The 26,870-nt window shown below is 63.4% G+C and carries 24 protein-coding genes; 12 read left to right on the forward strand and 12 right to left on the reverse strand.

The genetic code is table 11. The features are described from left to right. Window positions 1-334: 334 nt before the first annotated feature. On the forward strand, window positions 335-1,033 hold the full coding sequence (locus EWV37_RS14200; RefSeq protein ID WP_095798836.1) for a hypothetical protein: 699 nt from the start codon (window positions 335-337) through the stop codon (window positions 1,031-1,033). 98 nt (window positions 1,034-1,131) lie between these two features. Further along, entirely contained in the window at window positions 1,132-2,865 is a 1,734-nt protein-coding gene (locus EWV37_RS14205; RefSeq protein ID WP_129702342.1) for a CYTH and CHAD domain-containing protein, read from the forward strand. Window positions 2,866-3,005: 140 nt separating this feature from the next. Here EWV37_RS14205 and EWV37_RS14210 read toward each other — a convergent pair whose 3' ends face one another. Genes EWV37_RS14210 through EWV37_RS14220 form a run of 3 tightly spaced genes read right to left on the reverse strand, consistent with a single transcriptional unit; the run spans window position 3,006 to window position 5,720 of the window. After that, a complete protein-coding gene (locus tag EWV37_RS14210; protein ID WP_129702343.1) occupies window positions 3,006-3,398 on the reverse strand; it encodes a VOC family protein in 393 nt (130 codons plus the stop codon). A gap of 13 nt (window positions 3,399-3,411) precedes the next feature. Next, on the reverse strand, window positions 3,412-5,103 hold the full coding sequence (locus EWV37_RS14215) for an MDR family MFS transporter (RefSeq protein WP_129702344.1): 1,692 nt from the start codon (window positions 5,101-5,103) through the stop codon (window positions 3,412-3,414). Further along, entirely contained in the window at window positions 5,100-5,720 is a 621-nt protein-coding gene (locus tag EWV37_RS14220) for a TetR/AcrR family transcriptional regulator (RefSeq protein WP_129702345.1), read from the reverse strand. Before EWV37_RS14220 ends, EWV37_RS14215 begins: the two co-directional genes overlap by 4 nt. Before the next feature lie 312 nt (window positions 5,721-6,032). On the opposite strand from EWV37_RS14220, the gene EWV37_RS14225 reads away from it, so the two are divergent. From EWV37_RS14225 to EWV37_RS14250, 6 genes are all read left to right on the forward strand, one after another. Continuing rightward, window positions 6,033-7,085, forward strand: coding sequence for a flavin reductase family protein (locus EWV37_RS14225; protein WP_129702346.1), 1,053 nt, complete (start codon window positions 6,033-6,035; stop codon window positions 7,083-7,085). Window positions 7,086-7,158: 73 nt separating this feature from the next. After that, window positions 7,159-8,274 (forward strand): fatty acid desaturase family protein, encoded by a 1,116-nt coding sequence (locus EWV37_RS14230; protein ID WP_129702347.1) that lies wholly within the window; start codon window positions 7,159-7,161, stop codon window positions 8,272-8,274. A 107-nt stretch (window positions 8,275-8,381) separates the two neighbouring features. Beyond that, window positions 8,382-9,434 carry a glycosyltransferase family protein gene (locus EWV37_RS14235; RefSeq protein WP_238663317.1) on the forward strand — a complete coding sequence of 351 codons (1,053 nt, stop codon included), beginning with the start codon at window positions 8,382-8,384 and terminating at the stop codon, window positions 9,432-9,434. Further along, window positions 9,431-10,675, forward strand: coding sequence for a glycosyltransferase family 2 protein (locus tag EWV37_RS14240; RefSeq protein WP_238663319.1), 1,245 nt, complete (start codon window positions 9,431-9,433; stop codon window positions 10,673-10,675). Before EWV37_RS14235 ends, EWV37_RS14240 begins: the two co-directional genes overlap by 4 nt. Then, the gene (locus EWV37_RS14245; RefSeq protein WP_129702349.1) at window positions 10,668-11,621 is read left to right on the forward strand and encodes a WcbI family polysaccharide biosynthesis putative acetyltransferase; all 954 of its coding nucleotides are present in this window, start codon (window positions 10,668-10,670) and stop codon (window positions 11,619-11,621) included. The genes EWV37_RS14240 and EWV37_RS14245 overlap by 8 nt, the downstream gene beginning before the upstream one ends. An 18-nt stretch (window positions 11,622-11,639) precedes the next feature. Further along, window positions 11,640-11,987 (forward strand): DUF3253 domain-containing protein, encoded by a 348-nt coding sequence (locus EWV37_RS14250; protein ID WP_129702350.1) that lies wholly within the window; start codon window positions 11,640-11,642, stop codon window positions 11,985-11,987. 152 nt (window positions 11,988-12,139) lie between these two features. On the opposite strand, the gene EWV37_RS14255 is transcribed toward EWV37_RS14250, so the two are convergent. Both EWV37_RS14255 and EWV37_RS14260 read right to left on the reverse strand, forming a co-directional pair. Next, the gene (locus tag EWV37_RS14255) at window positions 12,140-13,549 is read right to left on the reverse strand and encodes a heparan-alpha-glucosaminide N-acetyltransferase domain-containing protein (RefSeq protein WP_129702351.1); all 1,410 of its coding nucleotides are present in this window, start codon (window positions 13,547-13,549) and stop codon (window positions 12,140-12,142) included. Beyond that, window positions 13,546-17,496: a Pls/PosA family non-ribosomal peptide synthetase gene (locus EWV37_RS14260; RefSeq protein ID WP_238663321.1), complete on the reverse strand. Its 3,951-nt coding sequence runs from the start codon at window positions 17,494-17,496 to the stop codon at window positions 13,546-13,548. The genes EWV37_RS14255 and EWV37_RS14260 overlap by 4 nt, the downstream gene beginning before the upstream one ends. Before the next feature lie 665 nt (window positions 17,497-18,161). On the opposite strand from EWV37_RS14260, the gene EWV37_RS14265 reads away from it, so the two are divergent. Beyond that, window positions 18,162-19,481, forward strand: coding sequence for an AI-2E family transporter (locus tag EWV37_RS14265; RefSeq protein ID WP_165189457.1), 1,320 nt, complete (start codon window positions 18,162-18,164; stop codon window positions 19,479-19,481). On the opposite strand, the gene EWV37_RS14270 is transcribed toward EWV37_RS14265, so the two are convergent. Next, window positions 19,465-20,106, reverse strand: coding sequence for a pyroglutamyl-peptidase I (locus tag EWV37_RS14270; protein WP_129702354.1), 642 nt, complete (start codon window positions 20,104-20,106; stop codon window positions 19,465-19,467). The two genes, EWV37_RS14265 and EWV37_RS14270, sit on opposite strands and share 17 nt — an antisense overlap. Before the next feature lie 214 nt (window positions 20,107-20,320). Here EWV37_RS14270 and EWV37_RS14275 point away from each other — a divergent pair, with 214 nt between their 5' ends. Genes EWV37_RS14275 through EWV37_RS14285 form a run of 3 tightly spaced genes read left to right on the forward strand, consistent with a single transcriptional unit; the run spans window position 20,321 to window position 23,338 of the window. Beyond that, a complete protein-coding gene (locus tag EWV37_RS14275) occupies window positions 20,321-22,036 on the forward strand; it encodes a carbon starvation CstA family protein (RefSeq protein ID WP_129702355.1) in 1,716 nt (571 codons plus the stop codon). Then, on the forward strand, window positions 22,020-22,364 hold the full coding sequence (locus EWV37_RS14280) for a cory-CC-star protein (protein WP_311198956.1): 345 nt from the start codon (window positions 22,020-22,022) through the stop codon (window positions 22,362-22,364). Before EWV37_RS14275 ends, EWV37_RS14280 begins: the two co-directional genes overlap by 17 nt. Next, the gene (locus EWV37_RS14285) at window positions 22,355-23,338 is read left to right on the forward strand and encodes an ArsA family ATPase (RefSeq protein ID WP_129702356.1); all 984 of its coding nucleotides are present in this window, start codon (window positions 22,355-22,357) and stop codon (window positions 23,336-23,338) included. The genes EWV37_RS14280 and EWV37_RS14285 overlap by 10 nt, the downstream gene beginning before the upstream one ends. 36 nt (window positions 23,339-23,374) lie before the next feature. Here the strand turns inward: EWV37_RS14285 and EWV37_RS14290 are convergent, their stop codons facing one another. From EWV37_RS14290 to EWV37_RS14310, 6 genes are all read right to left on the reverse strand, one after another. Further along, window positions 23,375-23,572 (reverse strand): hypothetical protein, encoded by a 198-nt coding sequence (locus tag EWV37_RS14290; protein ID WP_129702357.1) that lies wholly within the window; start codon window positions 23,570-23,572, stop codon window positions 23,375-23,377. 124 nt (window positions 23,573-23,696) lie between these two features. After that, on the reverse strand, window positions 23,697-24,815 hold the full coding sequence (locus tag EWV37_RS14295) for a PQQ-dependent sugar dehydrogenase (RefSeq protein ID WP_129702358.1): 1,119 nt from the start codon (window positions 24,813-24,815) through the stop codon (window positions 23,697-23,699). 92 nt (window positions 24,816-24,907) lie between these two features. Beyond that, window positions 24,908-25,486, reverse strand: a complete 579-nt coding sequence (locus tag EWV37_RS14300) for a DUF899 domain-containing protein (protein WP_202976228.1) — start codon at window positions 25,484-25,486, stop codon at window positions 24,908-24,910. Beyond that, window positions 25,483-25,581 (reverse strand): DUF899 domain-containing protein, encoded by a 99-nt coding sequence (locus EWV37_RS15740; RefSeq protein WP_238663323.1) that lies wholly within the window; start codon window positions 25,579-25,581, stop codon window positions 25,483-25,485. The genes EWV37_RS14300 and EWV37_RS15740 overlap by 4 nt, the downstream gene beginning before the upstream one ends. 26 nt (window positions 25,582-25,607) lie before the next feature. Further along, the gene (locus EWV37_RS14305; protein WP_129702359.1) at window positions 25,608-25,958 is read right to left on the reverse strand and encodes a DUF2200 domain-containing protein; all 351 of its coding nucleotides are present in this window, start codon (window positions 25,956-25,958) and stop codon (window positions 25,608-25,610) included. 39 nt (window positions 25,959-25,997) lie between these two features. Next, window positions 25,998-26,603 (reverse strand): DJ-1/PfpI family protein, encoded by a 606-nt coding sequence (locus tag EWV37_RS14310; RefSeq protein WP_129702360.1) that lies wholly within the window; start codon window positions 26,601-26,603, stop codon window positions 25,998-26,000. Window positions 26,604-26,870 lie beyond the last annotated feature (267 nt).

Raw genomic sequence — 26,870 nt, forward strand, 5'->3', positions numbered from 1 at the left:
ACCCCGGCAAGGGTATTCTGAGGAAAGCACCGTGTAGCACGCAACGAATTACACCGTTGTAAGCAACACGGTCCTGTGTGGCGCAGATTTCGTCCCCCGCTCCTTTAGGGTAGGGGTCGTGGGATTGACGTGGGTAAGCAGCTCGGCCGTTTTGGCCATCGTGTGCGTGTTGTGCGCGGTATGGCTGGCACCCCGAATTCTGCGACGTGAAGACACCCCCGTGCTGGCACAGGTGGATGCGCGCGACCTCCGGTTCGATGCACCCCGCAATGGCCCACAGCACACTACAGTGAGTCTTGCGCCCAAGACATCAACCTACGAACGGGAGAGCACCATGGAGACGCCGGCAACGGAACCGTCCACCGCGGCATCTGCGCGCCGCCCCATGGCCGGCCTGCACATTCGGTGGGACCGCACCCTGATCTTCTTGGCCGGTGCCATGCTGTTGTTCACCGCTCTGATCACGGGTGTCATGGCTCCTTTCACCGCGGTCACCTGGGCTGTGCCGACCGTCCTGACTCTGCTGGGCATCGGTTGTGTTGCCGGATTGCGTTACCTGGCCGTCGAGGAACAAAACGTTCGTCGTGCCCGCGGTTCCGTGAGCGCTCCGGTGGAGCAGCCGGAGCAGAAGCTCTTCGACAACGAGGACGAGAACCGCCAGGAAGAACAGGTCCGCGAACGCCGTGCCATGGCCGCGCTGGATCTGCCCGTGCAGGTGGAACAGCCTGAGCAGCAGGTTGCCGCGAAGACTCATGAACCCGCCTACACCGTGGATGAACTGCGCGCGGAAGCCCTCAAGGTCGCTCGCTCCACTGCCCCCAAGTTCGAGGGCAAGGCCACCTGGAAGCCGGTTCCGGTTCCCAAGCCGCTGTACACCCAGGCTCCGGTCGTTCCCCCGCGTGAACCCGAGCCCCTGCAGGTTCCGCAGCGCCCCGCAGCCAAGTCCACCACGCTGAAGGACGCCGCCGAGGCGGGTGCACGGGAATCCGCGGCCCTCAATCTGGACGACGTCCTCAAGCGCCGCCGGGCATAGCGCGTAGAACCACAACGATTTAGAGAAATATTTTGATTCCGCGCCGCGGCCGTACCCAGCAGGGATGGTCGCGGCGCGTTTCTTATCTAGGGAGTGTCATGGCTGAGCACCAATGGGAGATTGAGCGCAAGTACGATGTCTCGCCCAAACAGGCGGCCAAGATCAAGCTGCACAAGGTCAAAGGATTCACGGTGGGCGAGCCCGCAATCTACGACTTGACGGCCGCGTACTTCGACACCGACGATTACGCGCTGAGCGGTGCCAACGTGGCCGTGCGGCGTCGTGCGGGCGGCGGCGACGACGGTTGGCACGTGAAGTACAAGGCAGGCAAGGTGCGTGGGGAGCTGCATTACGAGCCGCTCAAGACCTCGACGCGCATGCCCGCAGCGTTGCGTAAAACGCTGGTCGGGATCACCCTGGACCAGCCGCTCACGCCCGTAGCGACCATCAATACCAAGCGCGCCGAGTACCCGATCACCGCCGAAGACGGTCAGCAGCACGCCGTGCTGTGCGTGGATTTCGTCTGCGCGCGTGATGAGCGAGCCGGGGTCGATCGTGAGTGGAGCGAGTGCGAAATCGAGCTGAGCTCCAATGAACTGTCCAAGAAGCAGTCCAAGGCGGTCTTCTCGGCAGTCGAGGACATTTTGTTCGAGGCGGGGGCAGTGGCTTCCACGTCGCCGGCCAAGATTGCTCGCGCGCTGGGCCAGGACGAAGGGCCGGCCAAGGAACTGGCCGCGGACGGCAAGGACAAGGATTCTTCCAAGGACTCTGCGAAAAAGGACAAGAAATCCAAGAAGTCCACGAAGGAAGCTGAGAAGAAGCAAGCATCCGAACCCGTCCAGGACGCACCGACCAGCGGCCAGGACGTTCTGGCGGCCATGTGTGAAACTCTCACACGCCAGCTGCAGCACTGGGATTTCGCGGTGCGGATCGACGCGGATGATTCCGTGCATCAGATGCGGGTGCGCAGCCGTGCCTTGCGTAGCGTGCTGCACGCCTCGCGCGATTTCATCCCCGAGCAGATCGGGGCTGATCTCGAGGAACGCCTCAAGACTCTGGCGCGGGCACTCAGCGATGCTCGTGACGAGGAAGTCGCGGCCGAGCAACTGCACGCTCGGTTGGACGACGAGTTCCAGGGCCAGATCACGACCGCGGCCCGGCAGGACTTGTTTGCCGCCTCGGAGGCAGCGTCTGCCGACGCCGCTCGGGCCGTTCGCCGCATGCTGGACAGTCCCGAGCACATCCAGTTGTTGACTGACCTGCGGGCACTGTTCCAGGACTCCACGTTCGGTGAGCAGGCCGCGGGGCTGTCCGCAAAGAAATTCGCCAAGGCCGTCATGACGACCGCTTTGACGGACGTGATCCAGAAGGCCACGGCCAAGCCGACCGTGGATTCTGAGACCGGTGAAACCGAAGTCAGCGAGCTCGGTGCCGAGCTGAGCGAACGGCTGGCGCAGGCTGACGAGGATCCCGTGGCGCTGGCCGTTTACTTCGATCACCTGCACGACGCCCGCAAGGCCATCAAGTCCGTCCGGTACGTCAGCGATGCCCTGGACCGCGCGAATGTCGAGCCGGGCAAGAAACGCTCCAAAGCGGCGTCGTACGCCAAGGAATACCAGGACGAACTCGGTTCCCTCACGGACTGCGCCGTCATGGAACACTGGCTGGCCCGTGTGGCCCGCAGCTTCCAGCGCACCGGCAAGGACCGCTACGCAGTGGGTCTGCTGCACGGCATCGAGATGGCGTCCCTGCGAGCCCGCCTGGATGATGCCCCGGAGCTGATCGGGGACCTGGTGGAGGACATCCAGCGGGAACTTCCGAGCGAGGACTAACCGCCCGGCTGTCTGAAGCCGTCTGACCGACGGTAGAACCCCGCCAGAGTGGATCTCCGTAAAACGATCGACGGTACGACCTGGAACTTTCGTTTTCTGGGTCGTACCGTCGATCGTTTTACCGCTGCGCGGGTCGCGCGCTAGTTCTCGCTGATGAGCTGAATCAGGTTTCCGCAGGTGTCATCCAGGACCACGATGCTCACCGGACCAGCGTTCGTGGGTTCCATGGTGAACTCCACACCCTTCTCGCGCAGCTCGTCGAACGCCTCCTGCACGTCGTCCACCTGGAACTGCGTGTAGGGAACCCCCGCGGACTTCAGCGTGGATTTGAACTCGGGAGCACCGAAATTGGCGTCCGGCTCGAGGGGGAGCTCCACGCCGTCGGGATCGCCGGGGGAGGTGAGGGTGAGCCAACGGGCCTCACCGGCGGGAACGTCGTGCTTGAGCTCGAAGCCGAGCTTGTCGGTGTAGAACGCCAGAGCCTTGGCCTGATCGTCCACCAGGACACTGGTGATGTTGATGCGAATGCGCACGGGATGCTCCTGCTCAGGGACGGGTCGAGACGGACCGTTGGTCCGATTCCGGCTTAACGGTAGCGGAGGAGGGATCGGAAACAGCCGGATCCGCACCGTGCAGCTTGGCGTCGGAGGCGGCGTCGGCGGCCGGTTCATCGTCTTTCGGGGCGTAAACCTCGCGGTCGATCTGCGTTGCCAGAGGCTTCTCCTCCACAAAGAAGAGCAGCACCAGGGCAATGATCGTCAACGGCACCATGAACAGGAAGATGGGCAAGAGCGCGTCGTTGTAGGAATCGATTACCGGGATGCGCAGGGCATCCGGCAAACCCTGGACTGCGCCGGGCGTCAGGGAGTTGGCGCTGACCGGGGCGTTCGCGGCGGCCGGTGGCATCCGCTCCGCCAGGAGGTCGTGCAAACGGGTCACGAACACCGAACCGACCACGGCTGAACCGACCGTGGCACCCACCTGACGAAAGAAGTTGCTCGACGCCGTGGCCGTGCCGACCACGCGGTTGGGGAAGGAATTCTGGACGATGAGCACCAGGATCTGCATGCTCAGGCCGATTCCCGCGCCGAAGATGGCGATGAACAGGCACAGCTTCCAGATGGGATCGGCCGCGGTCATGGTGGACGTGAGCCACAGTCCCAGTCCGGTGATGACCATGCCGACGAGTGGGAAGAACTTGTACCGACCCGTCTTGGAGACGATCTGACCCGAAATTACGGAGGTGACCAGGAGGCTGCCCATCATGGGCGTCATCAGCAGTCCGGCCGTGGTCGCATCCACGCCCTTGGCCATCTGGATGTAGGTCGGCATGTATCCGAGGGCACCGAACATCACGATGCCGACCATTAGGCCGGCCACAGTGGTCAGGGTGAAGTTCCGGTCTGCGAACAGCGACAGCGGGATCACCGGATCCTTGACCTTGGACTCGGTCACGACAAAGGCACCGGCGGCGAGAACGGTGAACAGTGCCAGGCCCAGGATTTGTGGGGAGAGCCAGTCGTACTGCTGGCCGCCCCACGTGCAAACCAGGATGAGCGTGGTGGTGGCCGACGCCAGAAGCACCATGCCCAGGTAATCAAGGTTCAAGGATTTGGCGCGTTCGGGCCGGGGAATTCGCAGGAACACGGCCACGGCGGTGAAAGCCAGAATTCCCAAGGGGATGTTGATGATGAACGCCCAGCGCCAACCGGGCCCTTCGGTCAACCAGCCTCCGAGCAGCGGGCCGGCCACGGAGGCCACCGCGAAGACGGCACCCATGACGCCCATGTACTTGCCGCGCTCGCGGGCGGGCACCACATCCGCAATGGCGGCCTGGGAGAGGATCATCAGGCCACCGCCGCCCAGCCCCTGCACCACGCGTGCCGCGATGAGCAGGCTCATGGATTGGGCCGCCGCACCGATCACGGATCCTGCAATGAACAGCACCACGGCGGCGAGCAGGATGGGCTTGCGTCCCAAGAGGTCCGAGATCCGCCCGTACACGGGCATCATGACGGTTGAAGCGAGGATGTATGCGGTGATGACCCAACTCATGTGATCCACTCCGCCGAGTTCTCCCACCATGGTGGGCAGCGCGGTGGACAGAATGGTCTGGGACAGCGCCGCGAGCAACATGACCATCATCAGTGCGCCGAACAGCAGGACCAGGCGTGGCGGGGGTGCTGACTCTTCCGTGCTCGAGCTCCGGCCCGAGGCCGGCGCCGTGGTGTGACTCATGAAATCTCCTTGAATGCGGATCGGAAGACGGACAGGGCCTGCTCCACGGCACGGTCGACGACGTTCGGGTCAGAATTGCTGGTCAGGTCTTCGTTGTTTCGGTAGACGTATTTGAGGACCGAGCCGGCCATCAGAACGTAGGCCTGCGACCTCTCGGATGCTCGCGTACTGGTCGATGCGGTGGAATGCCCGGCAACGGTCGAGGCCACCAAGGACTCCGCTGCCGTGATGTGGAGCCCGATCTTTCGCGAGAGGTCCGGGTTGGCCGCGAGCAACTCCTTACGTTCTGTGCCGGTAGCGCTGAATCCGGCGGAGTGCCGGAGGACGGCCATGAACAGACGCACGGTTCGGGAGAACTCATCACCGGTGGTGGGGTCCTCGTAGTTCTCCAGGGCTGCCTGCGGAATGTGAACCGGCTTCAGCCCCAGGACGGCATCTTCCTTGCACGCGAAGTAGTTGAAGAAGGTTCGACGGGAGACGCCCGCACGTTCGGCAATGGCCTCCACAGTGGTAGCACCGTACCCGTTTCGGCGGGACAGCTCCCATGCGGCCTCGTGGATTTCGCGTGAAGTCTGGGCTCGATGACGCTCACGTAATGACACATTCACTTCTGACACCGGTACATATTATGCACTGGTGCAAACTTGCACAAGTGCAAGAACTGCTGGCGTGGGCCCCACACCCAAGGTTGTGTTCAGGTAACAATCAGGAGGTTCGGTGTGGGCACGCATACCTGGTTGTTACGGTAATAATGTTCTGGCCACGCATGATCCCGAGTGGCTGGACATCCGTAGAGACCGAGGACCCGCGCGGATCGTCAACAGGTTCCGGCATCGGAGGTCGGTGTGAGTACCGGTCCCGTTCGCAGAAAGTGCAACCTGATATCCAGATTTCTATGATTGGCGATAGTCAAGAAGTGGGGGCCTAGCGTGAAGAACAAGAGCGCTCGAAAACTCCTGAAATTCGCCGTCTCACAGTTCACGTACCCGCGTGACCCGAAAGACTTCCTTCAGGTGTTCAACAACCTGACCAGTGCCCGGTACACCCGGGGAATCGTGTCCCATGTGACCCGTGAAACACCGGACACCTCCACCATCTTCTTCAAGGCCGGGGACGGGTGGATTCCCCACGTGGCCGGTCAGTGGGCACGCATTGGAGTCTCACTCAACGGCAAGCGGGTGTGGCGCCCCTTTTCCATCAGCGCCGCAGAGGGCCACGATCCCTCCATCACGGTGAAAGCCAACGGTGAGGTGTCCACGTTCTTGGTGCACGACGCCGAACCCGGAACCCTTCTGTACCTGGAGGAGCCCTCCGGTCAGTTCGTGTTGGAGGAAACTCCCGCGAGCATCCTGTTCATCGTGGCGGGTTCCGGCATCACCCCGGTGATGTCCATGCTCCGCACGCTCATGCCGCGGCGCCCCGACCACGATGTGGTGCTGCTGTACTCCTCCAAATCCCGTGAGGACTGCATCTTCCACGACGAGATCCTTGAACTGGCGGACCAGTTCCCGGGATTGAAACCCATTTTCCGGTTCAGCCGCGAAGACGGTCGCATCGACTTCTCCGACACAGGGGACATCCCGCGATTGTGCCCCGACTACCAGGATCGCGAGATCTACTCGTCCGGCCCCGATTCCTTCGTGACCCAGGTGCAGGACATGGCCATCCTCTTCGGTGGCGAATCCCGGGTGGAGCGCTTTGACCTCACCCGGCGCACCAGCGCGAGTGGCAACGGTGAAGTGTATTTCGCCAAGTCCGGGGAAACGCTCGAGGTCACCGGGGCGGATTCCATCCTGGAAGCGGCCGAGAATTTGGGCCGGCAATTACCGCACGGCTGCCGCATCGGTATTTGCCGCAGTTGCCTGGTCCCCATGACGGACGGCCAAGTGTCCGACATCCGAACCGGCGAGGTGACACACGATCCGGGGCTGGTACAAACGTGCATCACCCGACCAGCACCCTGGGTGGAATTGGACGTCTAGCGGCCCTGCCGCATTTCCGCCCACCCCATAGATTCAGCCGACAGGCATTCACACCCCTCTGAAGGAGCAACGCATGACAGCAACATTGGAAGAGCAGACACCCACCTTTGAATTAGAGCGCTCGCGTCCAACGCCCAACCCCTTGAATCTCACTGAGGAACAACTCATTGAGCTCGAGGTCAAGTTCGACGCCATTCTCGATGACATCACGGCCAAGCGCGGTGACTCCGACGCGCGGTACATCAATCGCGTCATCAAGCTCCAGCGCAGCTTGGAAATGGTGGGACGCGCTTCCATGTTGTTCTCCAAGCACAAGCCTTTCTGGTTCTTGGGGGTGGGCTGCCTGGCGGGCGGCAAGATCCTGGAGAACATGGAGATCGGTCATAACGTTCTGCACGGTCAGTGGGACTGGATGAACGACATGGAAATCCACTCCACCACCTGGGAATGGGACTTCGTAGCGCCGGCATCGGGCTGGCAGCGAACCCACAATGAAACCCACCACACCTGGACCAACGTGGTCGGTAAGGACCGCGATGTGGGGTACAACGTTCTGCGCATGGATCCTTCGCAGCCGTGGCGCCCGGCCAATCTGCTCAACCCGGTGATCAACGCTGGCCTGGCACCCATGTTCGAGTGGGGCATCGCGATTTACGATGTCGAGTTCGACCAGTACTTGGAGGGCACCAAGCCCAAGGAGGCCATGCTCAAGGACCTCAAGCGGGTTCTGAAGAAGTTCGGTCGGCAGAGCGCCAAGGATTTCGTCCTGTCGCCGCTGTTGGCCTCGCTGACCGGCTCGGCCAAGTCCTCGATCAAGGGTTACGTGGCCGCCAACGTGATCCGTAACCTGTGGGCCCACGCCGTGATCTTCTGCGGTCACTTCCCGGACGGTGCCGAGACCTTCACGGAAGAGGACATCGAGAACGAGTCCCGCGGTCACTGGTATTTGCGCCAGGCCATGGGTTCGGCGAACATCGACGGTTCCAAGTTCATGCACTTCATGACCGGCAACCTGTCGTTCCAGATCGAGCACCACTTGTTCCCTGATCTGCCGTCCAACCGCATGGCCGAGATCGCTCCGCGGGTCAAGGCGATCTGCGAGGAGTACGGCATTCCCTACACCTCCGGTCCGTTGCCGAAGCAGGTTTTCGAGGCGTGGCGTAAGGTCTTCCGGCTCGCTCTCCCGTGAGTCGCGGGCCAGGATCGACGGGGTTGGGTGCTGGGCGGTCCGGTAGAGTTTCACGGGTGAAAATAACCACCCTGGCTCTCGTCGGACCGTCACAACACGGGGTCAGAATGCACGCGAGTGCCCTGGCCCATCACACTCCACACGCCGAGCGCATCGAGGGTGAGATCACCGAGATCCTGCCGCGCCTGCTGGCCGACGAAGGGCCGGTGCACTTTCATTTCACGGACCGCATCTTCGGCCACACCGCGCACGACGCCGCCGGGACCGTCGAACGGATCGCGGCTCACCGTCCCGTATCGGTCACCCTTCACGACATCCCGCAACCCTCCGACGGCCACGCCTTCATGGCCCGTTGTGCCGGTTATGCTCGCGTGGTCGAAGCAGCGTGCACGGTGATCGTGAGTAGCGAGTACGAACGTGACCTTCTGATCAGGCATTCGGGTCTGCCCACGGATACCCCCGTGCACGTAGACCCGTTGCCCATCGACCGTGCCCCCGTCCTCGAGGCAGTCAGCGGTCCCCTCGGGTTCGTGAACACCCCCACCGTGGGACTTCTCGGGTTCATCTACCCGGGCAAGGGACATGCGCGGGTGTTGTCCGCCTTGGCATCCAGTGATCACTCCGCCGACGTCGCCGCGCTGGGTCGGCCGTCGGACGGTCACCAGGACCTCGTGGCCGAGTTCGAGGAACGTGCGCGCGTGCAGGGTCGACGCTTCCATGTCACCGGCTTTCTCGCCGAGGAGCAGCTCACCGCGGCGGCACGCTCGGTCACGGTCCCGGTGGTCGCGCCGGAGCACGTCTCCGCATCGGGATCGGTGGGGCGCTGGATCGCCAGCGGCCGCCGGCCGATCGTCACCCGGCACCCGTTCTTCGAAGAGCTCCGTGATCGGGCGCCCTGGGCGTTGACCCTCACCGATGACCTCCCGTCGGCCTTGAACACCGCACTCGGGAATCCCGCTTCCACGTGGATCGACGCACGGGACTGGAACGATTCCGACGTCCCCTCTACCGCTGACGCCGCCCGTACCCAGTGGTCCCGACTGTCAGCTGCTGACCCGAACCTCCAGCCCCATGGGCCGTCCAACGCGCGATCAACGACCTCCGCGGAAGTTCGACCGGCGAAGCCTGGGGCGCCCTCGGAATCGCCGGTGACACCGTGATCCCGGGTGCCCGCACCATCGACGCCTCGCGCCAGGAGAACGCCCCGCGCGTCAGCGTGATCGTGCCCTACTACGAGAACCAGCTCGGACTGGACCGGCTGCTTCGTGCGCTGGATCGGCAAGATCTTCCGCCGCACGAGTTCGAGGTGATCGTCAGCGACGACGGGTCGGCCGAGGCACCCGCGGCCCGAGCGACGTCGTACTCGATCACCGTCACCCGGCAGGAAAACCTGGGATTCCGTGCGGCCGCGGCGCGCAACAAGGGCGCGGCGCTCGCGCGGGCACCCCGGCTCGTATTCCTCGACGGGGACATGATGCCCGAACCCGGATTCCTCACCGCAATGCTCGCGGGTCTCGAACGCCACGATGACGGTCACGGCGTCCTGGCCGTGGGTGCCCGCCAGCACGTGGACGTCTCCGCATGCACGCCGGCCCAGATCGACCAGTGGCTGGCTCTCGGACATGCCGACGGCGCTCGTCGACTCACGGACCCGGCCTGGCTTTCGGACGGCTACGCCCGCACGAACGACCTGGCAGAGGCCGGAGTCGAGGATTTCCGACTCATCATCAGCGCGCTCATGGGCGTGGACCGTGAGCTCTTCGAACGAGTGGGCGGATTCGACGAAACACTGACCGGCTACGGGGGAGAGGACTGGGACCTCGCCTACCGGTGCTGGCAAGCGGGCGCGCGCTTCGCTCACGTTGCGGGGGCAGTCGCGTGGCACGATGGCCCTGACTTGGGTGGTCGGCCCGACACTCGGGACGTCAAGGACGCCGAGACCATGGCACTGGCCCGTCGCATTCCACTGCCGAGCACCCGCGGGCGGGGTCTGGTCTTCGGGCAACCGGCCATGGTGGTTCGGGTGCGCGGTCACGAGAATGACGGTGAGGCGTTCCTGACGGCGATGCAGTTGCTTCGGGACACAGACGCCGGCGTCTGGTTCGTGGACCGCGACTCGGTACCGGCTGTCCTTGCACAGGATCCCAGGATCAGGGTGGGCGAGCCGAGATCGGAGATCGTTGATCGATCCCGCTACGTGGTGGATGTACTGGCCCCGCTCACCCTGGACGAACCGCTGGGAGTGTTGTGCGAGCACGGTGAACAAAGCGCCCCCGGGCTACTGGAGCTGCGGGAGACACGTAGGGTGAACCGTGGGGAGTCGGACGCATCAGACGCGTGCCACGCGGCTCGGCCGGCAGACACGCACCAACGTATTGAAGGACGGGTGGCACATGGCTGAGGCATTGGGATTCGATCCGCACGACCCCGGTCGCCGAGCGCACTACGGTGAGTTCTACGGGCTCACCGAACTACCGGATGCCCCGATCTTCATGGTGCACGGCAATTGCCAGGCCGAGTCCCTGCGCGTGCTCCTGCACGGGGCGGGGGAGGGTCGCTGGCACGGTGTGCGGGTTCCACCGGTTCACGAGTTGCTGGCCGAAGACCTGCCGCATCTCACTCGATTACTGAACCGTTGCAGCTTTGTGGCGACCCAGCCCGTCGCCTCCGGGTATCGCGGATTGCCCCTGGGATCGGATGAAATTCTCGCTCTGACCCCTGCGGATGCTAGCGCCGTGAAGTACCCCGTGATGCGGTGGACTGCGCTCATGCCCACGCTGGCGATCGTGCGGGCAGCCGGCGTCACGGACCCGCCCATCGCGCCGTACCACGACCTCCGAGTGCTGGTCGCAGCCGCTCAAGGACAGAAATCCGTGCGCCTGGAGCCTGTGTCCCCGGAGGCTGTTCGCTCTTCCCGGGACGAATCACTGCGCCAGTTGCGAACCCGGCAGGAGGCACACGGGACGGTGGACGCGGCGTCGTTGTTCGAAGCCGCTGGCCCCAACGCCGCGCACGTGATCAACCACCCGAGCAATCAGGTGCTGATGGGTGTGGCCCGGGCGATTCTCGACGACCTGGGCCGAGCGGGCGAGGTCAAGGACCCGGGGCGCGTATTGCTCGGCGGCATCCGCGCACCGATTTACGAGTCCACACTGGATGCGCTGGGGTATCGCCCCGAGGAGCTCGAGGGCGGTCCGCGCGAGCACTGGATCATCGGCGGCGAAAAGGTTTCAGAGGCCGACGTCGCCGCGGAGCACCTCGGCTGGTACGCGCGCTTCCCGCAGGTGGTTGCCGCTGGCATGAAACGCCACGAGCGGCTCATCCGCACCATGCAGCTGGTCGACTAGCGCGGAGGACATCCCCACATGATGAGCGAGAGCGGTACTGAACCGGGCGCAGCAATACCCAGGAGTCCCGAAACTGCCGAGACCACCGAGACGCCGGATCTCCGAGACCGGGCCGCCGCATCCATCCGTGATCTGCTGCGTCAACGCAACGGCAAAACGATCTGCCCTTCCGAGACCGCACGTGCGATTGGCGGGGACGACTGGCGGGACCTCATGCCGTTGGTGCGCGACGTTGCCGCGGGGCTCGTGGACCAGGGGCAGGTGATCGGGCAGCAAAAGGGCGAAACGGTAGACATCGCTGCTGCTCGCGGCCCCATTCGCTTGGCGCCGGGTCCCACGCTGAACGGGACCACGTCGAACGACTGACCACAATGTGAAACAAACGCCACGCATAGCCTGCGTTCTCGTGGGAATGTTGTAGCCGTCTGAGCAATGACTGAAGTCCCGAGCGATCGATTCGCTCGAGGCTTCAGTCATTGTCGCCGGTTCATGGTCTACCGGCGGAAGTGGCTATCGCATCAGCGCCGGGGACCGACCTGACCGTTGGGCACCAACTTGCGGCCCGCAGCGCGGGACGCCTTGGTGACCAACCGTTCCAGGGGGCCCGAACCCATCGCGTGCTGCCACGCCGTGGCCACCAGTGCGGCCACCGCGATCTGGACGATCAACCAGAACATCGGGGTTTCGCTGATGGGCACGAACGCCAGGAACACCAGGTGCGCACTGTAGATGGTCAGGGTCATGGATCCCATGGCACCCAGGGGGGCCAAGAAACGACCGATCCACCGGCAGATCAACAGGAAGATTCCCAAGGCCACCATGGCCAATCCCGCGCTCACCGCGATGGCGAAGGGCGTATTGGTGTGCGGACCGGAGATCAGCAACCAGCTCATGGTAGTGGTCGGAAGCTCGGGGTCTGGACCGTAATTCTGAATGGTCATGACCTCCTTGTTGGTCAGCCACGGGGTGGCCGCGACCAATGCTTCGCGTACATCGAAGCGAAGCAGCATCAACATGGACAGGCCCTTCGCCACGGCCGCGATCACCGCTCCGAAGATCACCATCAGAATCTGGGTCCGATCACGGGACAGGGGCAACCGCCCCAGCGCCATGCCCAGGCAGATGAATGCCATCCACGGCAATGCGGGATAAGTTCCGGTGAGGAATAGCTCGGCCAGGACCGTACCGGGCTCCGACACCAAGTCCACGAGGTTGGCGTTGTCGTGCACGTGTCCGGGCAGAACCGTCAGGGAGAACTGCATGAGCATCGGGGCGAAGATCATGAAGAGCGCGGCGCTCGTTAGTAGCCAGCGCACGGACATGATGGTGAAGGGAATGGCCAGCAGGAACATCAGGCCGTAGTAGATCAGGATGTTGTACGCCGGAAAGTCCAAGGTGTTGAGGAGTAACCCGAGGGCGAACAACATCAGTGCGCGCACAGCGATGCCCACGCGAGCGCGACGCGCGTCGATGCCCTTACGTGGGTTCCTACCACCCGTGAGGAATGCCAGGCTGACACCCGCCAAGACGGCGAATAAGGCGGCGGAATGGCCGCCGAACAGCACCCACGTCAACGAGGGCTGATCGGTGGTGCCCACGGAGGCGGGCAAGGTGTGGACCGCGATCATGCCGAGAAGCGCAAAGCCTCGAGCGACGTCGACCCCCATGATGCGTCGCTTGGTGCGTCGCCCGTCCGTGCTGGCCACGTTGCGTGTCGCCGCGGCTTGCCGAGGCGAGGGTGCGGTGGCGCGCGGCGGGGCGGTGATCACCGGAGCATTTTCGCTCCAGTGCTGGGCCTCGGTCGTGGACGTGCGGCCGTTGTCGGAGTCACCGGTCCACACCTCCCGCTGCGGGCGCTGTCCGGGGCGGGGCCGCTCGCCGGGAGCCAGGTACCCTTCGGGTATTTCCTCCACTGCTTGTTCGTTCATCGGGTGGCCTCCTCGGGCGTTGCCGCCGAGACGGCCTGTGGTGTCGTGATGGGTGCGGTGGACAGGATGGGAAGATCATGTCCCGCAACCGGCGGTCCGGGAACAACCTGGGCACTGATGGCCTGGTCCCCGGGTTCGAGATGTCGGATGGGGTTTCCGCCCCAGTTGCCGTTGGCGGGTACGGTTTCCTGGCGCATGACCAGCGAACCGGGGCCGACGGTTGAACGTTCTTCGATCGTGGCACCGGGCAGCACGAAGCTGTTGGGACCCAACGTGGAGCCGCGGCGCATCGTGACCGGTTCCAAGCGCATGATGCGGTCGTGGAACAAGTGGGTCTGCAACACGGTGCCGCGGTTGACGGACACACCCTCTTCCAGGGTGACCAGGTCGAACTCGGGCAGCCACCAGGTTTCGCACCAGACACCCCGTTGCACTCGTGCACCCATGAGGCGGGCCCAAGCGTTGAACAACGGGGATCCCACACTGAGTCGGATCAATGACGGCACGGCCAGGGACTCGGCAAAGACATCCGCCAACTCGTTGCGCCACACGAACGAGCTGAACAGCGGGCGCTCGCCGGTGCGGAAGCGACCCATGAGGGCCCACTTGACGATCACGGGGACCAAGCACGCCAACGTGCTGGCGGCCAACAGGACCGCGCCGGACCACAGTGCGGTGTAGAGCAGACCCTGCATGCCCATGCCGTGGGCCATGTAGATGCTGGTCAGCGCGTACACGATCATCAGGTCGATCCACGCGGACACCATGGCCGGGACCATGCGGAACGCCTCCACGAATCCACGTGCCGCCTGAAGACGGCGGGGCGGACGGAAGGTTGCCGACTCGTCGGCTTCCGTGTGGGCGCGGGCAATGGGTTGAGCACGGCGGCCAAGCCACGACGAACCCACGGGGGCCTTGTGGGGAGCGGAACTCAACACAGCCACCAAGGCGTCTGCGGGAAGGTCACGGTCCGGTCCCACGATCGCTGAGTTACCCACGAACGTGCGTTCCCCGATCACGGAAGTACCCAGGTGCACCCAGCCGAATCCTGCCCGGTGCGAGGCAACGAGCGAGTGGTCGGCCAGGAAGGAACCGTCCTTGAGGGACGTGAGGTGCGGAATGGTCTCTGCTGTGGAGATTTCGACCGAGCGCCCCACGCGTGCGCCCAGCAAGCGCAGGAACAAGGGGGTGATGCAGGACGCGTAAATCGGGTAGGTCGAGATCAGCGTGCGCTGCATGAGGGTTTCGGTGAGCCAGGTGGCCCAGCCCACGGGACCGTTCTGTGGGAAGTAACCGGGGGTGATCATGCCCGCGACCAGGCGCACGCAACCCACCACGAGCAACAGCCACACTGCAGCGGTGATAATGACGAAGACCGGCACCCACAGCGCGAGGACCGGGAAAACCAGTTCATAGAACTCGATTCCGATCACCTGCGGCAGGATCAGGAGTGTGCCCGGGATGATTGCCAAGAACGGCAACAGGCCAATGATGGCCGCGCCCCCGGAGTAGGCCAGGTGAGACTTGACCCTGCCCCAGGTGGGAAGGCCAGATACGGCCTCCGGAGCGATGTCGGGCCAGGTCTGCGAGGCGGCACCGCGATGGTACATGGGGGAGCCGCCCCACAGCTCGTCGTTCGGAACCGTGCCGGTCACGTGCGAGCCCGGCAGTACCTCTGCCCCTTCGCCCACACGGGACCCGGGGTCCACGAGCGTGCGGGTACCCACTCGTGAATTCGCGCCGATCTCAATGGCGCCGACATGCAAGGTGTCGCCGTCGAGCCAATAGCCGGCCAGATCCGCCTCGAATTCCACGGTGGCGTTGTCTCCGATGGAGACAAGACCGGTGACGGGCGGCATATGGTGAAGGTGTGCACCGCGGCCCACCTTGTTGCCGAAGAGACGGTGGAGAGTCCGGGCCATGGGCGTGCCCAGAAGAACCTCGTACTTGTTGAACACCACGAGACGCTCGGCGGCCCAGACCCGCAAATGAGTCCACTTGCCACGCGGATAATGACCGGGTTTGAGCCCTGCAGTCAGCAGTCTCACGGCGACGGAGCCCAGCAGCACGCGACCTGGCAAGGAGAACATCACGAGCCAGCCAATGATCAGCGGCAGCAACGGAGGAGTGGGTACCCAACCGGCGCCGACAACCACCGCGAGGATCCACACGACGATGAGTGAACCCACCACGTAGCGCAAACCATTGACGATGTTCAGACCCACGAGGAAACCGCCTTGGACCAAGCCGGTCCAAGAGGGCAATGGCGCGGGTTCACGCTTGGAATCCTGGGACGCCTCGAGCGTCTCCAAGTAGTTGGCCATACCCCGCAGGGTGGGGTCCGCGTAAATGCGGGCGATTTCGGTGTCAGGGTGGGATTGGCGCAGTGCCGAAACGAGTCGGGCCACGCCCACCGAGCTACCGCCCATGGCGAAGAAGTCACTGTCCTCGGTGAAAGGCAGGGGACCGAGCTGGTCGGCCCACAGCTCCGCGAGCCATTCGAGGTCGCGGTCCAGTGAGGGCGTCTGATCGAGGTCGTCGGTGGGCATTGGCCAGGGCAGTGCCTTGCGGTCCACCTTGCCCGAAGTCTTGAGCGGGAGTTCGTCCATGGTGCACAGTGCGGGCACCATTTGGCCCGGGAGTCGCTCCGAGAGCCAGGCGCGCACGGCGACCAGATCAACCGAGCCTTCGAACTCAGGGACCAGGTAACCGGCGATGATGTTGTCGCCGCCAGGGGTGGGATGCACAGCGCAGGCACCCACGCGAACGCCGGGGACCGAGCTCATGTAATCGTCGATCTCGCCGAGTTCCATTCGGCGTCCGGAGACCTTGACCTGGTCATCCACGCGGCCCGCGAAGACGAGACCTTCTTTGTCCGCCTTGACCATGTCGCCGGTGCGGTAGGCGCGTTCCCAGCCCAGAGAAGGCAGCGAGGCGTACTTTTCGGCATCCTTGGCGGGGTCCAGGTAGCGGCCCAGGCCGACGCCGCCGATGATCAGTTCGCCGGTCTCGCCCCAGGCCACGGGCTGGCCTTCGGTATCAACCACGGCCAACTGCCAGCCGGGCACGGGCAGCCCGATGCGAATTGGTGCGTCACCGGTCAGGATGGCACCCGAACCGATCACGGTGGCCTCGGTCGGGCCGTAGGTGTTCCAGACTTCACGTCCCGGGCGGACCAAGCGCTGAGTGAGTTCCAGCGGACATGCTTCACCGCCGAAGATCAACAGACGTACGGTGTCCAGGGCCTCACTCGGCCACAGCGATGCCAGGGTGGGCACCGTGGAGACCGCAGTGATGCGGTGGTTGATGATCCAGCGGCCAAGATCGGGACCGGACCGAACGACGTCGCGCGGGGCCGGTACCAGCGTGGCGCCGTAACGCCAGGCGAGCCACATTTCTTCGCAGGATGCGTCGAAGGCCACGGACAGGCCCGCCATGACACGGTCGCCCGGTCCCATGGGTCGCTTCTGCAGGTACATTTTCGCTTCAGCGTCCACAAGGGCCGCGGCGGAGCGGTGGGTGATCGCTACGCCCTTGGGCTTGCCGGTGGAACCGGAGGTGAAGATGATCCAGGCGTCGTCCTGGGTGCGAGGCTGCTCGGTATCACCCGTGGTTTCGATGCTCTCCATGCGGGTGAGTTCCAGGTTGCGACCGAAGATCGCGGCCACGCCGGCTTCTTCCCAGACGGTGTTGGCGCGCTCGTCCGGGTCGTCCCAATCGACCGGGACGTAAGCGGCCCCCGCGAACAGCGTGGCAAGGATGGCGACATAGAGGTCTGCGCCACCGGAAGGGACACGAATACCCACGCGGTCGCCGCGTCCCACGCCGATATCCCACAGGCGCTGGACGTGCGTTTCGATGCGGGCTTCCAGCTCGCCGTAGGGCACGCGCTCGTGCTCGTCTTCGAGAGCAATGGCATCCGGGTACTGGGCAACGGTGTCCAGCACGATGTCAACGAGTGTGCGTGGTTCCGGCGGTGTCTCGACAGGGTAAACAGCCCGGTCAGACGCTATTTCTACTATTTTTTCAGGTGTTTGTGACGAATCTTTTTTTAGAAGACGGTCCATCGAAAAGCTCCCCCATTTGCGAACCATGTAACGCAGGGGGCGCAAAACTGCGCACTGGAAAAGGCGGCAGTCTGGTGTCATGAAATTGCCCGATCAGGTCCCCCGACCGTACGGGCAGCGCGTCATGCTGTCGCGCGAATTAGTGGATCTCCAGCGTCCCCCTGCTGGTTCATTTGTGTCTTAAACGTAACGGCCCTAATCGATGATTTGCAATCGGAATACCTAACGATTTGATTAAGGCCGGAGTGACAGTTGGGGAGTATTTCTGTCTCCGCTAGTCAGGCGGGAAATGACTAACGAGTAGACATGCCGATGAGCGAGTATGAGCCTGCTCACTACGTAACGGACCCGGCCCGGACGGTTACGCGGTGGTCACGAAGTGCCCCGAATGTCTGGCCATCAGGGACCGCGTTGTCCCCAACGTTGTGTGAAGTTCATCTGGGCGATGCACTCGATTCCTAGACTGCAGCAGATTGTCTACGCGTGGATGAGTGAGGGATTGCTGCATGGGCTCAAGGAGTCATCGACCATCCGAGGATGCCGCCATGTCCTTGAAGGAAGGGCGAGCGCTAGGTGAGGACGGGGAATCGGGCGAGCTTGCTGGCGGCGTCGAAAATCCTGGCTCAGGAGACGGCGTCGAAGCGCATGACTTGTCGACGAGTGAAGTACTTCGTGCCGACGAGGAAGACCCCTCGGAACTGCAACCACCCGATGAAACACCAGCGCCCGTCAACGCACCCGTCAATTCAGTGCACGTGCCACGGTTCCTGGCCATCACGGTGGGGATTGCCGGGCTGCTGATCTTGTTGGCCGGGCTGCAGGGTGCGCAGGACATCGTTGCACCGATCTTCCTGGGGCTGAATCTCCTGATAGTGGTGTACCCGCTGCAGCGATGGCTCTCGGCGAGGATGCCGCGCATCGCGGCGGCCGCGATAGCCCTCATGGTGGTGCTCGGGGTGCTCACCTTATTCACCGCGATGGGTGCGTGGTCCGTGGCCGAGCTGGTCAACGAGCTGCCGCATTATCAGGACGAATTTGCCCGATTGATCGATGAGTCCATCGGTGCTTTGGCCTCCCTGGGCATTTCTACGGAGATGGTGGAATCCAGCCTTCAGGGTGTGACCGCCGGGAACATCATGAGCCTGATAACCCCGATCCTCAGTAACGTCTCCGCCATCATGGGGCTGCTGGCCACGCTGGTCATGGGCGTGTTCTTCTTGAGCATGGATTCCGCGACCACGGGGCGCCGGCTCACCCGGTTGGCCGAGGATCGACCGCACGTTGCCGGTGCCATGGTCGACTTCGCTCAAGGGGTTCGTCGTTACTGGGTGGTGACAACTGTGTTCGGCCTGATCGTGGCGCTCCTGGACGTGCTGGCGCTTCAGATCATTGGTGTGCAGCTCATCTGGGTCTGGGGGATCCTGGCCTTCATCACCAATTACATTCCGAACATCGGCCTGGTTCTGGGGATGATTCCGCCGGCCATCCTGGCCCTGCTCGACGACGGCTGGGTCGCGATGCTCGCCGTGGTCACCGCCTACAGCGTGCTGAATTTCACCGTGCAGTCGGTGATTCAACCCAAGTTCACTGGTGAGTCAGTGGGTGTCACGCCCACCATGTCCTTCTTGTCGCTGATGTTCTGGTACATGATTCTCGGCTGGCTCGGCGCCCTTGTGGCCCTGCCGGCCACGCTGTTTCTCAAGGCACTGCTCGTGGATGCGGATCCGAACGCACGGTGGATCAACGCGTTGATCTCATCCCGGAAGAAGGACTACCTGCCGCAGAAACCCGATCCTTCGGGGTCGACCCCCACGGACGATGCCGAGCCTGCCGCCGGCGGCGAGCATGTCAGACAGCGGGCCTGAGGAGTTCTGCCACCGCTTTGACACTGGCGGCCACCGCGTCCGTCAGCTGATCGATCGTCAAAATCGTTGACGACGACGACGCCGCGTCCGGGTCCGTTTCACGGCCCACCGTGGCGGATCCTTGCGATCGGACGGCCGGAACGTGGATGAACGTTCCGGGCAGGTTGGTTTCGTGCAGCAATGCCCGATATACCGCATTGCACAGGAAAGCCCCGGCATCGTCAGAAACCTCGGCGGGTACGCTCACGGATCTGATCGCTGCCACCAGTGATGCGGGGTCGATGCGGGACTCGAGGAATTCGGGGCCCTCGTCCAGGGGCGCGGCAGGCCGCGGGGCACCGTCGTTATCGGGAATGCGACCGTGACCAATGTTCCTGGCGCGACGCTCGGGTGTTACTAGGGCGCGGCCGCCGGCCTCACCAACTGCGAGAACGGCGTCGGGGTGGTGCGTTTCGATAGCCCGCAGAAAGGCGGGGGCCGAACCGGACCAGGTGACCGGGAGGATGCTGGTGACGACCTCGAGCCCCGGGTCCCACTCGAAGCCACGCAGCCTCTCTACCACCGCGCCGCTGGCGTTCTCGGTGTCTTGGCCGAAGGGCTCGAACCCGGTCACGAGGATTTTCATGGGTCCACGGTAACGGCAGGCGCGTGGGCCTCTAGTGATGACGACACACCAGCGAGCCTGCACCAATGTGTTAGGCACCTCACAGGTGTTTAGACTATGGGGGATTGCGTAAGCCGCTCGATCCTGCGGCCCGGCACATCTTCCCCATCAAACACACGACAGCCGGGACAGCGCCGTTCGTGCGAATCAGGTCCCTGCAGAAGGGCTTGCTGAGATGAACTCCATAGTTCTGACACTGATCGGCTTAGCCATCATCCTTGCCGGGTACCTTTTGTACTCCAAGTTCATTGGCGGGAAGCTTTACCGCCTCAACGACGCCAATGTCACTCCCGCCCATGAGTTCCAGGACGGAGTGGACTTTGTCCCAACCAATAAGTACGTGTTGTGGGGTCACCACTTCACCTCCGTGGCCGGTGCGGCACCCATTGTCGGTCCGGCCGTGGCCGTGATCTGGGGCTGGGCTCCGGCCTTCCTCTGGGTCACGCTCGGCACCGTGTTTTTCGCGGGTATGCATGACCTGGGTGCCCTTTGGGCCTCCATCCGGAACAAGGGGCAGTCGATCGGCACGCTGTCCGGTCGCTACATCGGTAACCGTGGTCGCAACCTGTTCCTGGTCGTGATCTTCCTGCTCCTGCTGATGGTCAACGCGGCCTTCGCCACGGTGATCTCCAATCTGCTGGTAAGCCAGCCGACCTCCGTGATCCCGGTGTGGGGCGCCATTGTGGTGGCGCTGCTCATCGGTCAGGCGATCTACAAGTTCAAGTGGAACCTGGTGGTCGTTTCGATCGTGGGAGTCGTAGCGCTGTACGCACTGATCCTGGTGGGCGATCGTTTCCCCATCTCGCTGCCGGACACCATCATGGGCATGTCCGCCGGGGCGTTCTGGGTCCTGATTCTCTTCGTGTACGCGGGCATTGCGTCCCTGCTGCCGGTGTGGATGCTGCTGCAGCCGCGTGACTACATCAACGGTCTGCAGCTGTTCATCGGTCTGGGACTGCTCTACGGAGCGATCTTGCTGTCCAACCCCACCATCGTGGCGCCGGCCTACAACAACAACCTTCCGCCGGACACCCCGAGCATCGTTCCCCTGCTGTTCGTGACCATTGCCTGTGGTGCGATCTCCGGCTTCCACGGCATGGTCGCCTCGGGCACTTCCTCCAAGCAGTTGGACAAGGAAACCGACGCTCGATTCGTCGGCTACTTCGGTGCTGTGGGCGAAGGCTTGCTGGCACTCGGTACGATCATCGCCGTGACCGCCGGCTTCGAATCGCTCGCGAGCTGGGAGGAGACCTACTCCGCGTTCAACCAGGGCGGCGTCGTCGCCTTCGTGCAAGCCGGTGGTTCGATTCTAAACAGCGGAATCGGCCTGCCCGAGTCCCTCTCGGCAACCGTGCTCGCAACCATGGCCGTGCTGTTCGCCGCAACCACCATGGACACCGGCGTGCGTCTGCAGCGATACGTGGTCGAGGAAATCGGCGGCCTCATGAAGTTCAAGGTCAACACCGTGGTCGCCACGATCATCGTGCTGGTGTGCGGCATGGGCCTGGCGTTCGGCGCTGACATCACCGGTTCCGGTGCGGGCGGCATGGTGATCTGGCCGCTGTTCGGTACCACCAACCAGCTGATGGCCGCGCTCACCCTGGCCATCATCACCGTGATGCTTGTGCGCCTGCGCCGCACGATCCTCCCGGTGGTGATCCCGCTGGTCTTCGTGCTGGTCATGACTGTCTACGCGCTCATCGTGCAGCTGGGCCAGTTCTACGCGGCCGGCAACTGGCTGCTCGTGGTGCTGGACATCATCATCCTGGTGGCCTCCATCTGGGTGATCTTCGAATCCGCGATGGCAATCGGCAAGGCCCGCAAGGAAGGACCGGACCTCACGGACGATCCCCAGTTGGCCGAGGAGCACAGCGGTGCCCAGCGCCGATAACTCGCACGACGCCGCCCGCCCCGGTTCCGTTCCTCCCTCGCGTGGGGAGGAACGGCCGGGGCGGTCCCGGTTGGCTGAGTTGGGGCGCCGGTTTTCGGCCGGGCTGCAGGATTTTTATGCAGCCCCCTACCGGCGCTCCTTCCAACGCGCCAAGCGCGATCAGGACGACTTGTTCATGATGCTCGTGTTGTCCGAAGCGCTCGGACTCCCCAATCCCGCGAGCTACTACACCCTGGAGCTGCTCCCCGTGGTTTACGAAAACTTCCATGAATGGCACACACGTATGGGCATGGAACGCTCACCGTTGAACGAGATCTCATGCTGTTGAACCTTGCGCAATCCCGCCGTGCCTTGTTCTTCGGTGGCAAAGGTGGCGTGGGTAAGACCTCCGTAGCCTCGACGACGGCGCTCGCGGCCGCCCGCGCCGGCCGTCGCGTTCTGATCGTGTCCACCGACCCGGCGCACAACCTGGGGCACCTGTGGCAGCGGTCCATTGGTTCGGACATCGTGGAGCTGCGGGAGAACCTCTACGGCACGGAGATCGACCCGGAGGCCACCGTGGAGGAACACCTGGCTGCCGTGGGGGAGACCCTCTACTCGGTGATGCCGGAGAACCTGCGCGGGGAGGTGTCTCGGCATTTGGAACTGTCCCGGCAGGCCCCGGGAACACATGAGGCCGCGATCCTGGAACGGATCGCGGACCTTCTGGTCCTTGGACTGCGCGATTTCGACCTGGTGGTGTTCGATACGGCGCCGTCAGGGCACACTGCGCGGTTGATGGCACTGCCGGAGATCATGAACTCCTGGGTCGAGGGGTTGCTGCGGAACCGGCAGAAGTCCGAGAAGTTCGCCGCGGCAGTGCGTGGACTCGAGCACGACGCCAACCGGGATCACCTGGTGGAGAGCAATAAACAGGACCCCCTGATCGAACGAGACTTGAAGATCCGCCGGATTCTGATGCGCCGTCAAGAGCGGTTCACCGTGCTGAGGGACACTCTGCGTGATCCTTCTCTAGTTTCGTTCGTGATCGTGCTCAATGCTGAGCGCATGCCGGTGCTGGAATCAGCGCAGCTCTACGATCAGTTGAAAACCGCCGGAGTGAACGTGGGTGGGCTGGTGGTCAACAGGCGCTCGCCGGCGGATGCGGGGGAGTTCCTCGCGGGGCGCCGGGAGCTGGAGGCCTCGGCTCTGGAGTTGATGACATCCGAGCTGAAAGCACTACCCAGCACGGAGTTGCCGTTGTTGCCCGGAGAGCTCATGGGTGAACAGGCAATCGGGAAGTTTGCGGACCTGTTGGCCTGATGGCATTGAGCCGCTGGACCGCACGCGGTTGGTGGTTCAGACCCAGGAACCGGTGTCCGCCACACGCAGGTGATCGACCGCGGCCAATTGCGGCTGGTCCTGGGCAGCGCGTTGCGCGGTGAACCTGGATGCCGTGAAGAACTCGCGGAGCCGCGCACGCAGGGTGCCGAGCGGCTTCGTACCGCTGAGCGGCGGCACCTGGTGGGTTGCGGGGCGAATGGCGGATGAGGTCATGACGGGCCTTCCATGGCGTTCTTTCTTGAATCCAGCTTGGCCGTTGCGGGGGCGTGATCCAAGGTTTCCGCAACCGTTCGTCACATAAGGGTCCGCGGACCCGAGGTGCGTGTGCCGGGCGAAGTCAGCTTCCGGGCGATTCCTCTCCCGAGGACTGCTCGGTAGGTGGGGTGAAGCTCAGGATCCGGTCATCCTCCGGTGCGGGATTGCCACGCCCGTCCGTGTTATTGGTCATCACCCACAGGGAACTGTCCGGGGCAACGGTGACATCTCGGAGCCGCCCGTACTCGTCGATTAGATGCGACACGGAGTGGGATGTGTTCTCCCGCGGAATCTCGTGGAGCCGTGCGCCGCGCAGATTGGCCATGAAGAGAGAGTTGCCCAGGATGGCTATCCCGCTGGGGCTTGCCTCTGACGGTTCCCACTGTTGGACGGGGTTGATGTACTCATCGTTGTCGCCCATGCCTTCGACCTCCGGCCAGCCGTAGTTGCCGCCGGATTCGATCACGTTGAGCTCGTCCCACGTGTTCTGACCGAACTCGCTGGCGTACATCGTGCCGCCCTGCGCCCAAGCCAGCCCCTGCGGGTTGCGGTGCCCGTAGCTGTAGACCGGGGAATCGGGGAACGGATTGTCCTCCGGTACCTCACCCTCCGGGGTCAGTCGCAGGATCTTTCCGGACAGTGATTCTCGGTCCTGAGCGTCCTCGCGATTGCCGGCATCTCCTGCCGTTGCGTAAAGCATGTTGTCCGGGCCGAAGGCGAGGCGCCCGCCGTTGTGGGTGCTACCCGCGGGGATGCCGTCCAGGATTGTTTCGGCATCCCCGAGCGTGATGCCGCCCGGTTCTCCGGAGATGCTGAATCGCTCGATGCGGTTCTCGTTCTCGGCCGTGAAGTACGCATAGAGGTGGTTCTCATGGACGGCCAGGCCCAGCAGGCCGCCCTCGCCGCGCGGTGCGGCGTCCTCGACCACCGTGACCTCGCGAGCTTGGCCGGCGTCGTCGAGCTCGAGGATTCGGGCCGAATCGCGCTCACTGACCAGGGGAGTGCCGTTGTAGAAGGCGATAGACCAGGGCGCGTCCAGATTCTCGGCCACGGTCTCCGGTTCACCCAGCGACGACGCCGCAGCGGGCGTTTCGCTGGTGGCGGGCTGGGGCGGCTGGTCGCTGTTATCGCCGCAGGAGGTCAGAAGGAGTAAACCGTTCAAGAGAATGGCGGTGGATGTGGTGCGCGATGTGGGAACCATGCTGCGGTCCTTCCGGGGCCCAGGCGTGTTCCGAGTGTAGTGCTGGCAGGCGGCGTTGAGAGGTAGATTGGGCAGCTCGAACGCTTCCGGGATCAGTAACTGTCGCTGAGCCGCATCCACGAATAGGTCGGGTCCTGCGGGGTGCCGGCTGGCGAGTTTTCCCAGTCTTCCTGGCGTCCATAAGGGGTGAGGTCCAGTAGGTCGAACACCTGCATGAAGGACTCCTCGCCGCGCGCCTGGGTGGACCAGGTGTGGAAGATGCGGTCACCCTTCCGGAGAAACACGCTGATCGCTTGTCGTTCCTCGTTGTCGACGGTGGCTCCGAAATCGAGATTGAACTGATCTCCAACGGTCGAGTGCCACGGCAGGTCCCATCCCATGCGGTCACGGAAGGTCAACAGTCGATCCAGGGGAGCGCGAGACGTGAGGACGAACGACGTCCGTCGCGCGTGCAGGTGGGACAAGGGACCGATGTGCTCGGCCATCATCGAGCAACCATCACACCCTTCCTTCCAGTCCGGACCGAACATGAAGTGCTGCACGATGAGCTGAGGGCGTCCGTCGAACAGATCGAGCAGGGTGACAGTGCCTTCCGGTCCTTCGAAGGCGTAGTCGGACCTGACCTCGACCATCGGCATTCGCCGACGAGCCGCGCTGATCGAGTCCTTCATACGGGTGAGAGCTTTTCTTGCTGGAGCAAGACGGCACGGGCATCGTTCCAGGTATCGCGGTCGACGATCGGAGGCCAGTTCTGGTCGGTAGTCATTGGTCGGACCCTTCATTCAGGTTGAGCTAACTGCGCAGGATCTTCTCCATTGCTTTGCCCTTGGCGAGCTCATCGATGAGCTTGTCCAAGTAACGGATTTCCTGCATGAGGGGTTCTTCAACATCTTCAACTCGTACACCGCAGACTACGCCTTTGATGAGAGCGCGGTTCGTGTTCATGGCCGGGGCTTCGGCGAAGAAGGTCTGGAAATCGACGTCGTTGTCGAGCTGGGTCTGGAGCTTCTCGGGGGAGTAGCCGGTGAGCCAGCAGATGATCTGGTCGACGCCTGCCTTAGTGCGGTTCTTGCGCTCCGCCTTGGTGACGTAGTGCGGGTACACGCTGGCGAAGCTGGTGGTGTAGATGCGGTGCTGGGCCATGAGGTCCTCTGCGATTGAAGCGGCTGGATCGCTCCGAGTTTAAATGGACATCAGCACCGGGAATGCTGACGGATCACCGCGGTGGAATAGAGCTTCGTAGGCTTCGAGCACTTCATCGGACATAAGTCCGAGCATGTCGAGAGTCGCGCGAGCGAACTGAACTGGAGATTGCGGGCCGGCCGTTACGAGTCCATCTGCTGCGACGGCTCGTTGATCAAGATAGTGCTCGCCGCCCTTGTAGCCGGTGGCTTCGAGGGCTTCCTTCGCGGCTGCAGTGTGAGGACGGTTGTCGAGCAGGCCGGCGCGTGCCAGTGCCTCGGTGGCTCCGCAGATTGCGGCAACGGGCACACCAGCGTTAAGGAACTGTTTTGCAACGGCGACGAAAGGTTCTTCTTGGCCCGGCTGCCATCCGACGCCGCCGGGCATGATCAATAGGTCACTTTCGGTTGGGTCGAGCTCCGCGATCGTGATGTCGGGCAGCCATCTCAGTCCACCCATGGTCGAGACAGGCTGATCAGACGCCGCAACGCTGACCACTTTCCATGGTTCTCCGATGAAGCGGCCCGTGTTGAGCTCGGCCAGTAGATGACCGGCTTCCCAGTCGGCTACCTGGTCGATGAGCAGTACGTGCGCAGTACGTGTCATGTAAAAACCGTGACTCCATGGTGGCCCATTGTCAATAGTGATTTGCCCTGACTCTCAAATCTTCGCATCCCAACACCACAAAGGGACCCTGGAACCTTCAAGTTCCAAGAACTTACCATCACCCATCTAAAGTCTCATCTGTCGACGATGACTCGACTCAGGGCAAAGGCGGACTCGGATTGGGTTAACCGGCCCTTCACAGATGAGCATGGGTAGCCGGGTGCGTGGGGGCGTTTCGGAGCGCGTGTTGTGGGGTCTGGGTAGAGG

This window comes from Kocuria carniphila (genome assembly GCF_004136555.1).
GTDB lineage: Bacteria > Actinomycetota > Actinomycetes > Actinomycetales > Micrococcaceae > Kocuria > Kocuria carniphila.

Excerpts from the sequence above, each read along its gene's own strand:
- EWV37_RS14215 (WP_129702344.1), bottom strand. The coding sequence starts at position 5,103 with ATGAGTCACACCACGGCGCCGGCCTCGGGCCGGAGCTCGAGCACGGAA.
- EWV37_RS14310 (WP_129702360.1), bottom strand. The coding sequence starts at position 26,603 with ATGACACGTACTGCGCACGTACTGCTCATCGACCAGGTAGCCGACTGG.
- EWV37_RS14235 (WP_238663317.1), top strand. The coding sequence starts at position 8,382 with ATGCACGCGAGTGCCCTGGCCCATCACACTCCACACGCCGAGCGCATC.
- EWV37_RS14295 (WP_129702358.1), bottom strand. The coding sequence starts at position 24,815 with ATGGTTCCCACATCGCGCACCACATCCACCGCCATTCTCTTGAACGGT.
- EWV37_RS14265 (WP_165189457.1), top strand. The coding sequence starts at position 18,162 with ATGTCCTTGAAGGAAGGGCGAGCGCTAGGTGAGGACGGGGAATCGGGC.
- EWV37_RS14205 (WP_129702342.1), top strand. The coding sequence starts at position 1,132 with ATGGCTGAGCACCAATGGGAGATTGAGCGCAAGTACGATGTCTCGCCC.
- EWV37_RS14245 (WP_129702349.1), top strand. The coding sequence starts at position 10,668 with ATGGCTGAGGCATTGGGATTCGATCCGCACGACCCCGGTCGCCGAGCG.
- EWV37_RS14300 (WP_202976228.1), bottom strand. The coding sequence starts at position 25,486 with ATGAAGGACTCGATCAGCGCGGCTCGTCGGCGAATGCCGATGGTCGAG.
- EWV37_RS14305 (WP_129702359.1), bottom strand. The coding sequence starts at position 25,958 with ATGGCCCAGCACCGCATCTACACCACCAGCTTCGCCAGCGTGTACCCG.
- EWV37_RS14250 (WP_129702350.1), top strand. The coding sequence starts at position 11,640 with ATGATGAGCGAGAGCGGTACTGAACCGGGCGCAGCAATACCCAGGAGT.
- EWV37_RS14200 (WP_095798836.1), top strand. The coding sequence starts at position 335 with ATGGAGACGCCGGCAACGGAACCGTCCACCGCGGCATCTGCGCGCCGC.
- EWV37_RS14285 (WP_129702356.1), top strand. The coding sequence starts at position 22,355 with ATGCTGTTGAACCTTGCGCAATCCCGCCGTGCCTTGTTCTTCGGTGGC.
- EWV37_RS14290 (WP_129702357.1), bottom strand. The coding sequence starts at position 23,572 with ATGACCTCATCCGCCATTCGCCCCGCAACCCACCAGGTGCCGCCGCTC.
- EWV37_RS14275 (WP_129702355.1), top strand. The coding sequence starts at position 20,321 with ATGAACTCCATAGTTCTGACACTGATCGGCTTAGCCATCATCCTTGCC.
- EWV37_RS14230 (WP_129702347.1), top strand. The coding sequence starts at position 7,159 with ATGACAGCAACATTGGAAGAGCAGACACCCACCTTTGAATTAGAGCGC.
- EWV37_RS15740 (WP_238663323.1), bottom strand. The coding sequence starts at position 25,581 with ATGACTACCGACCAGAACTGGCCTCCGATCGTCGACCGCGATACCTGG.
- EWV37_RS14270 (WP_129702354.1), bottom strand. The coding sequence starts at position 20,106 with ATGAAAATCCTCGTGACCGGGTTCGAGCCCTTCGGCCAAGACACCGAG.
- EWV37_RS14255 (WP_129702351.1), bottom strand. The coding sequence starts at position 13,549 with ATGAACGAACAAGCAGTGGAGGAAATACCCGAAGGGTACCTGGCTCCC.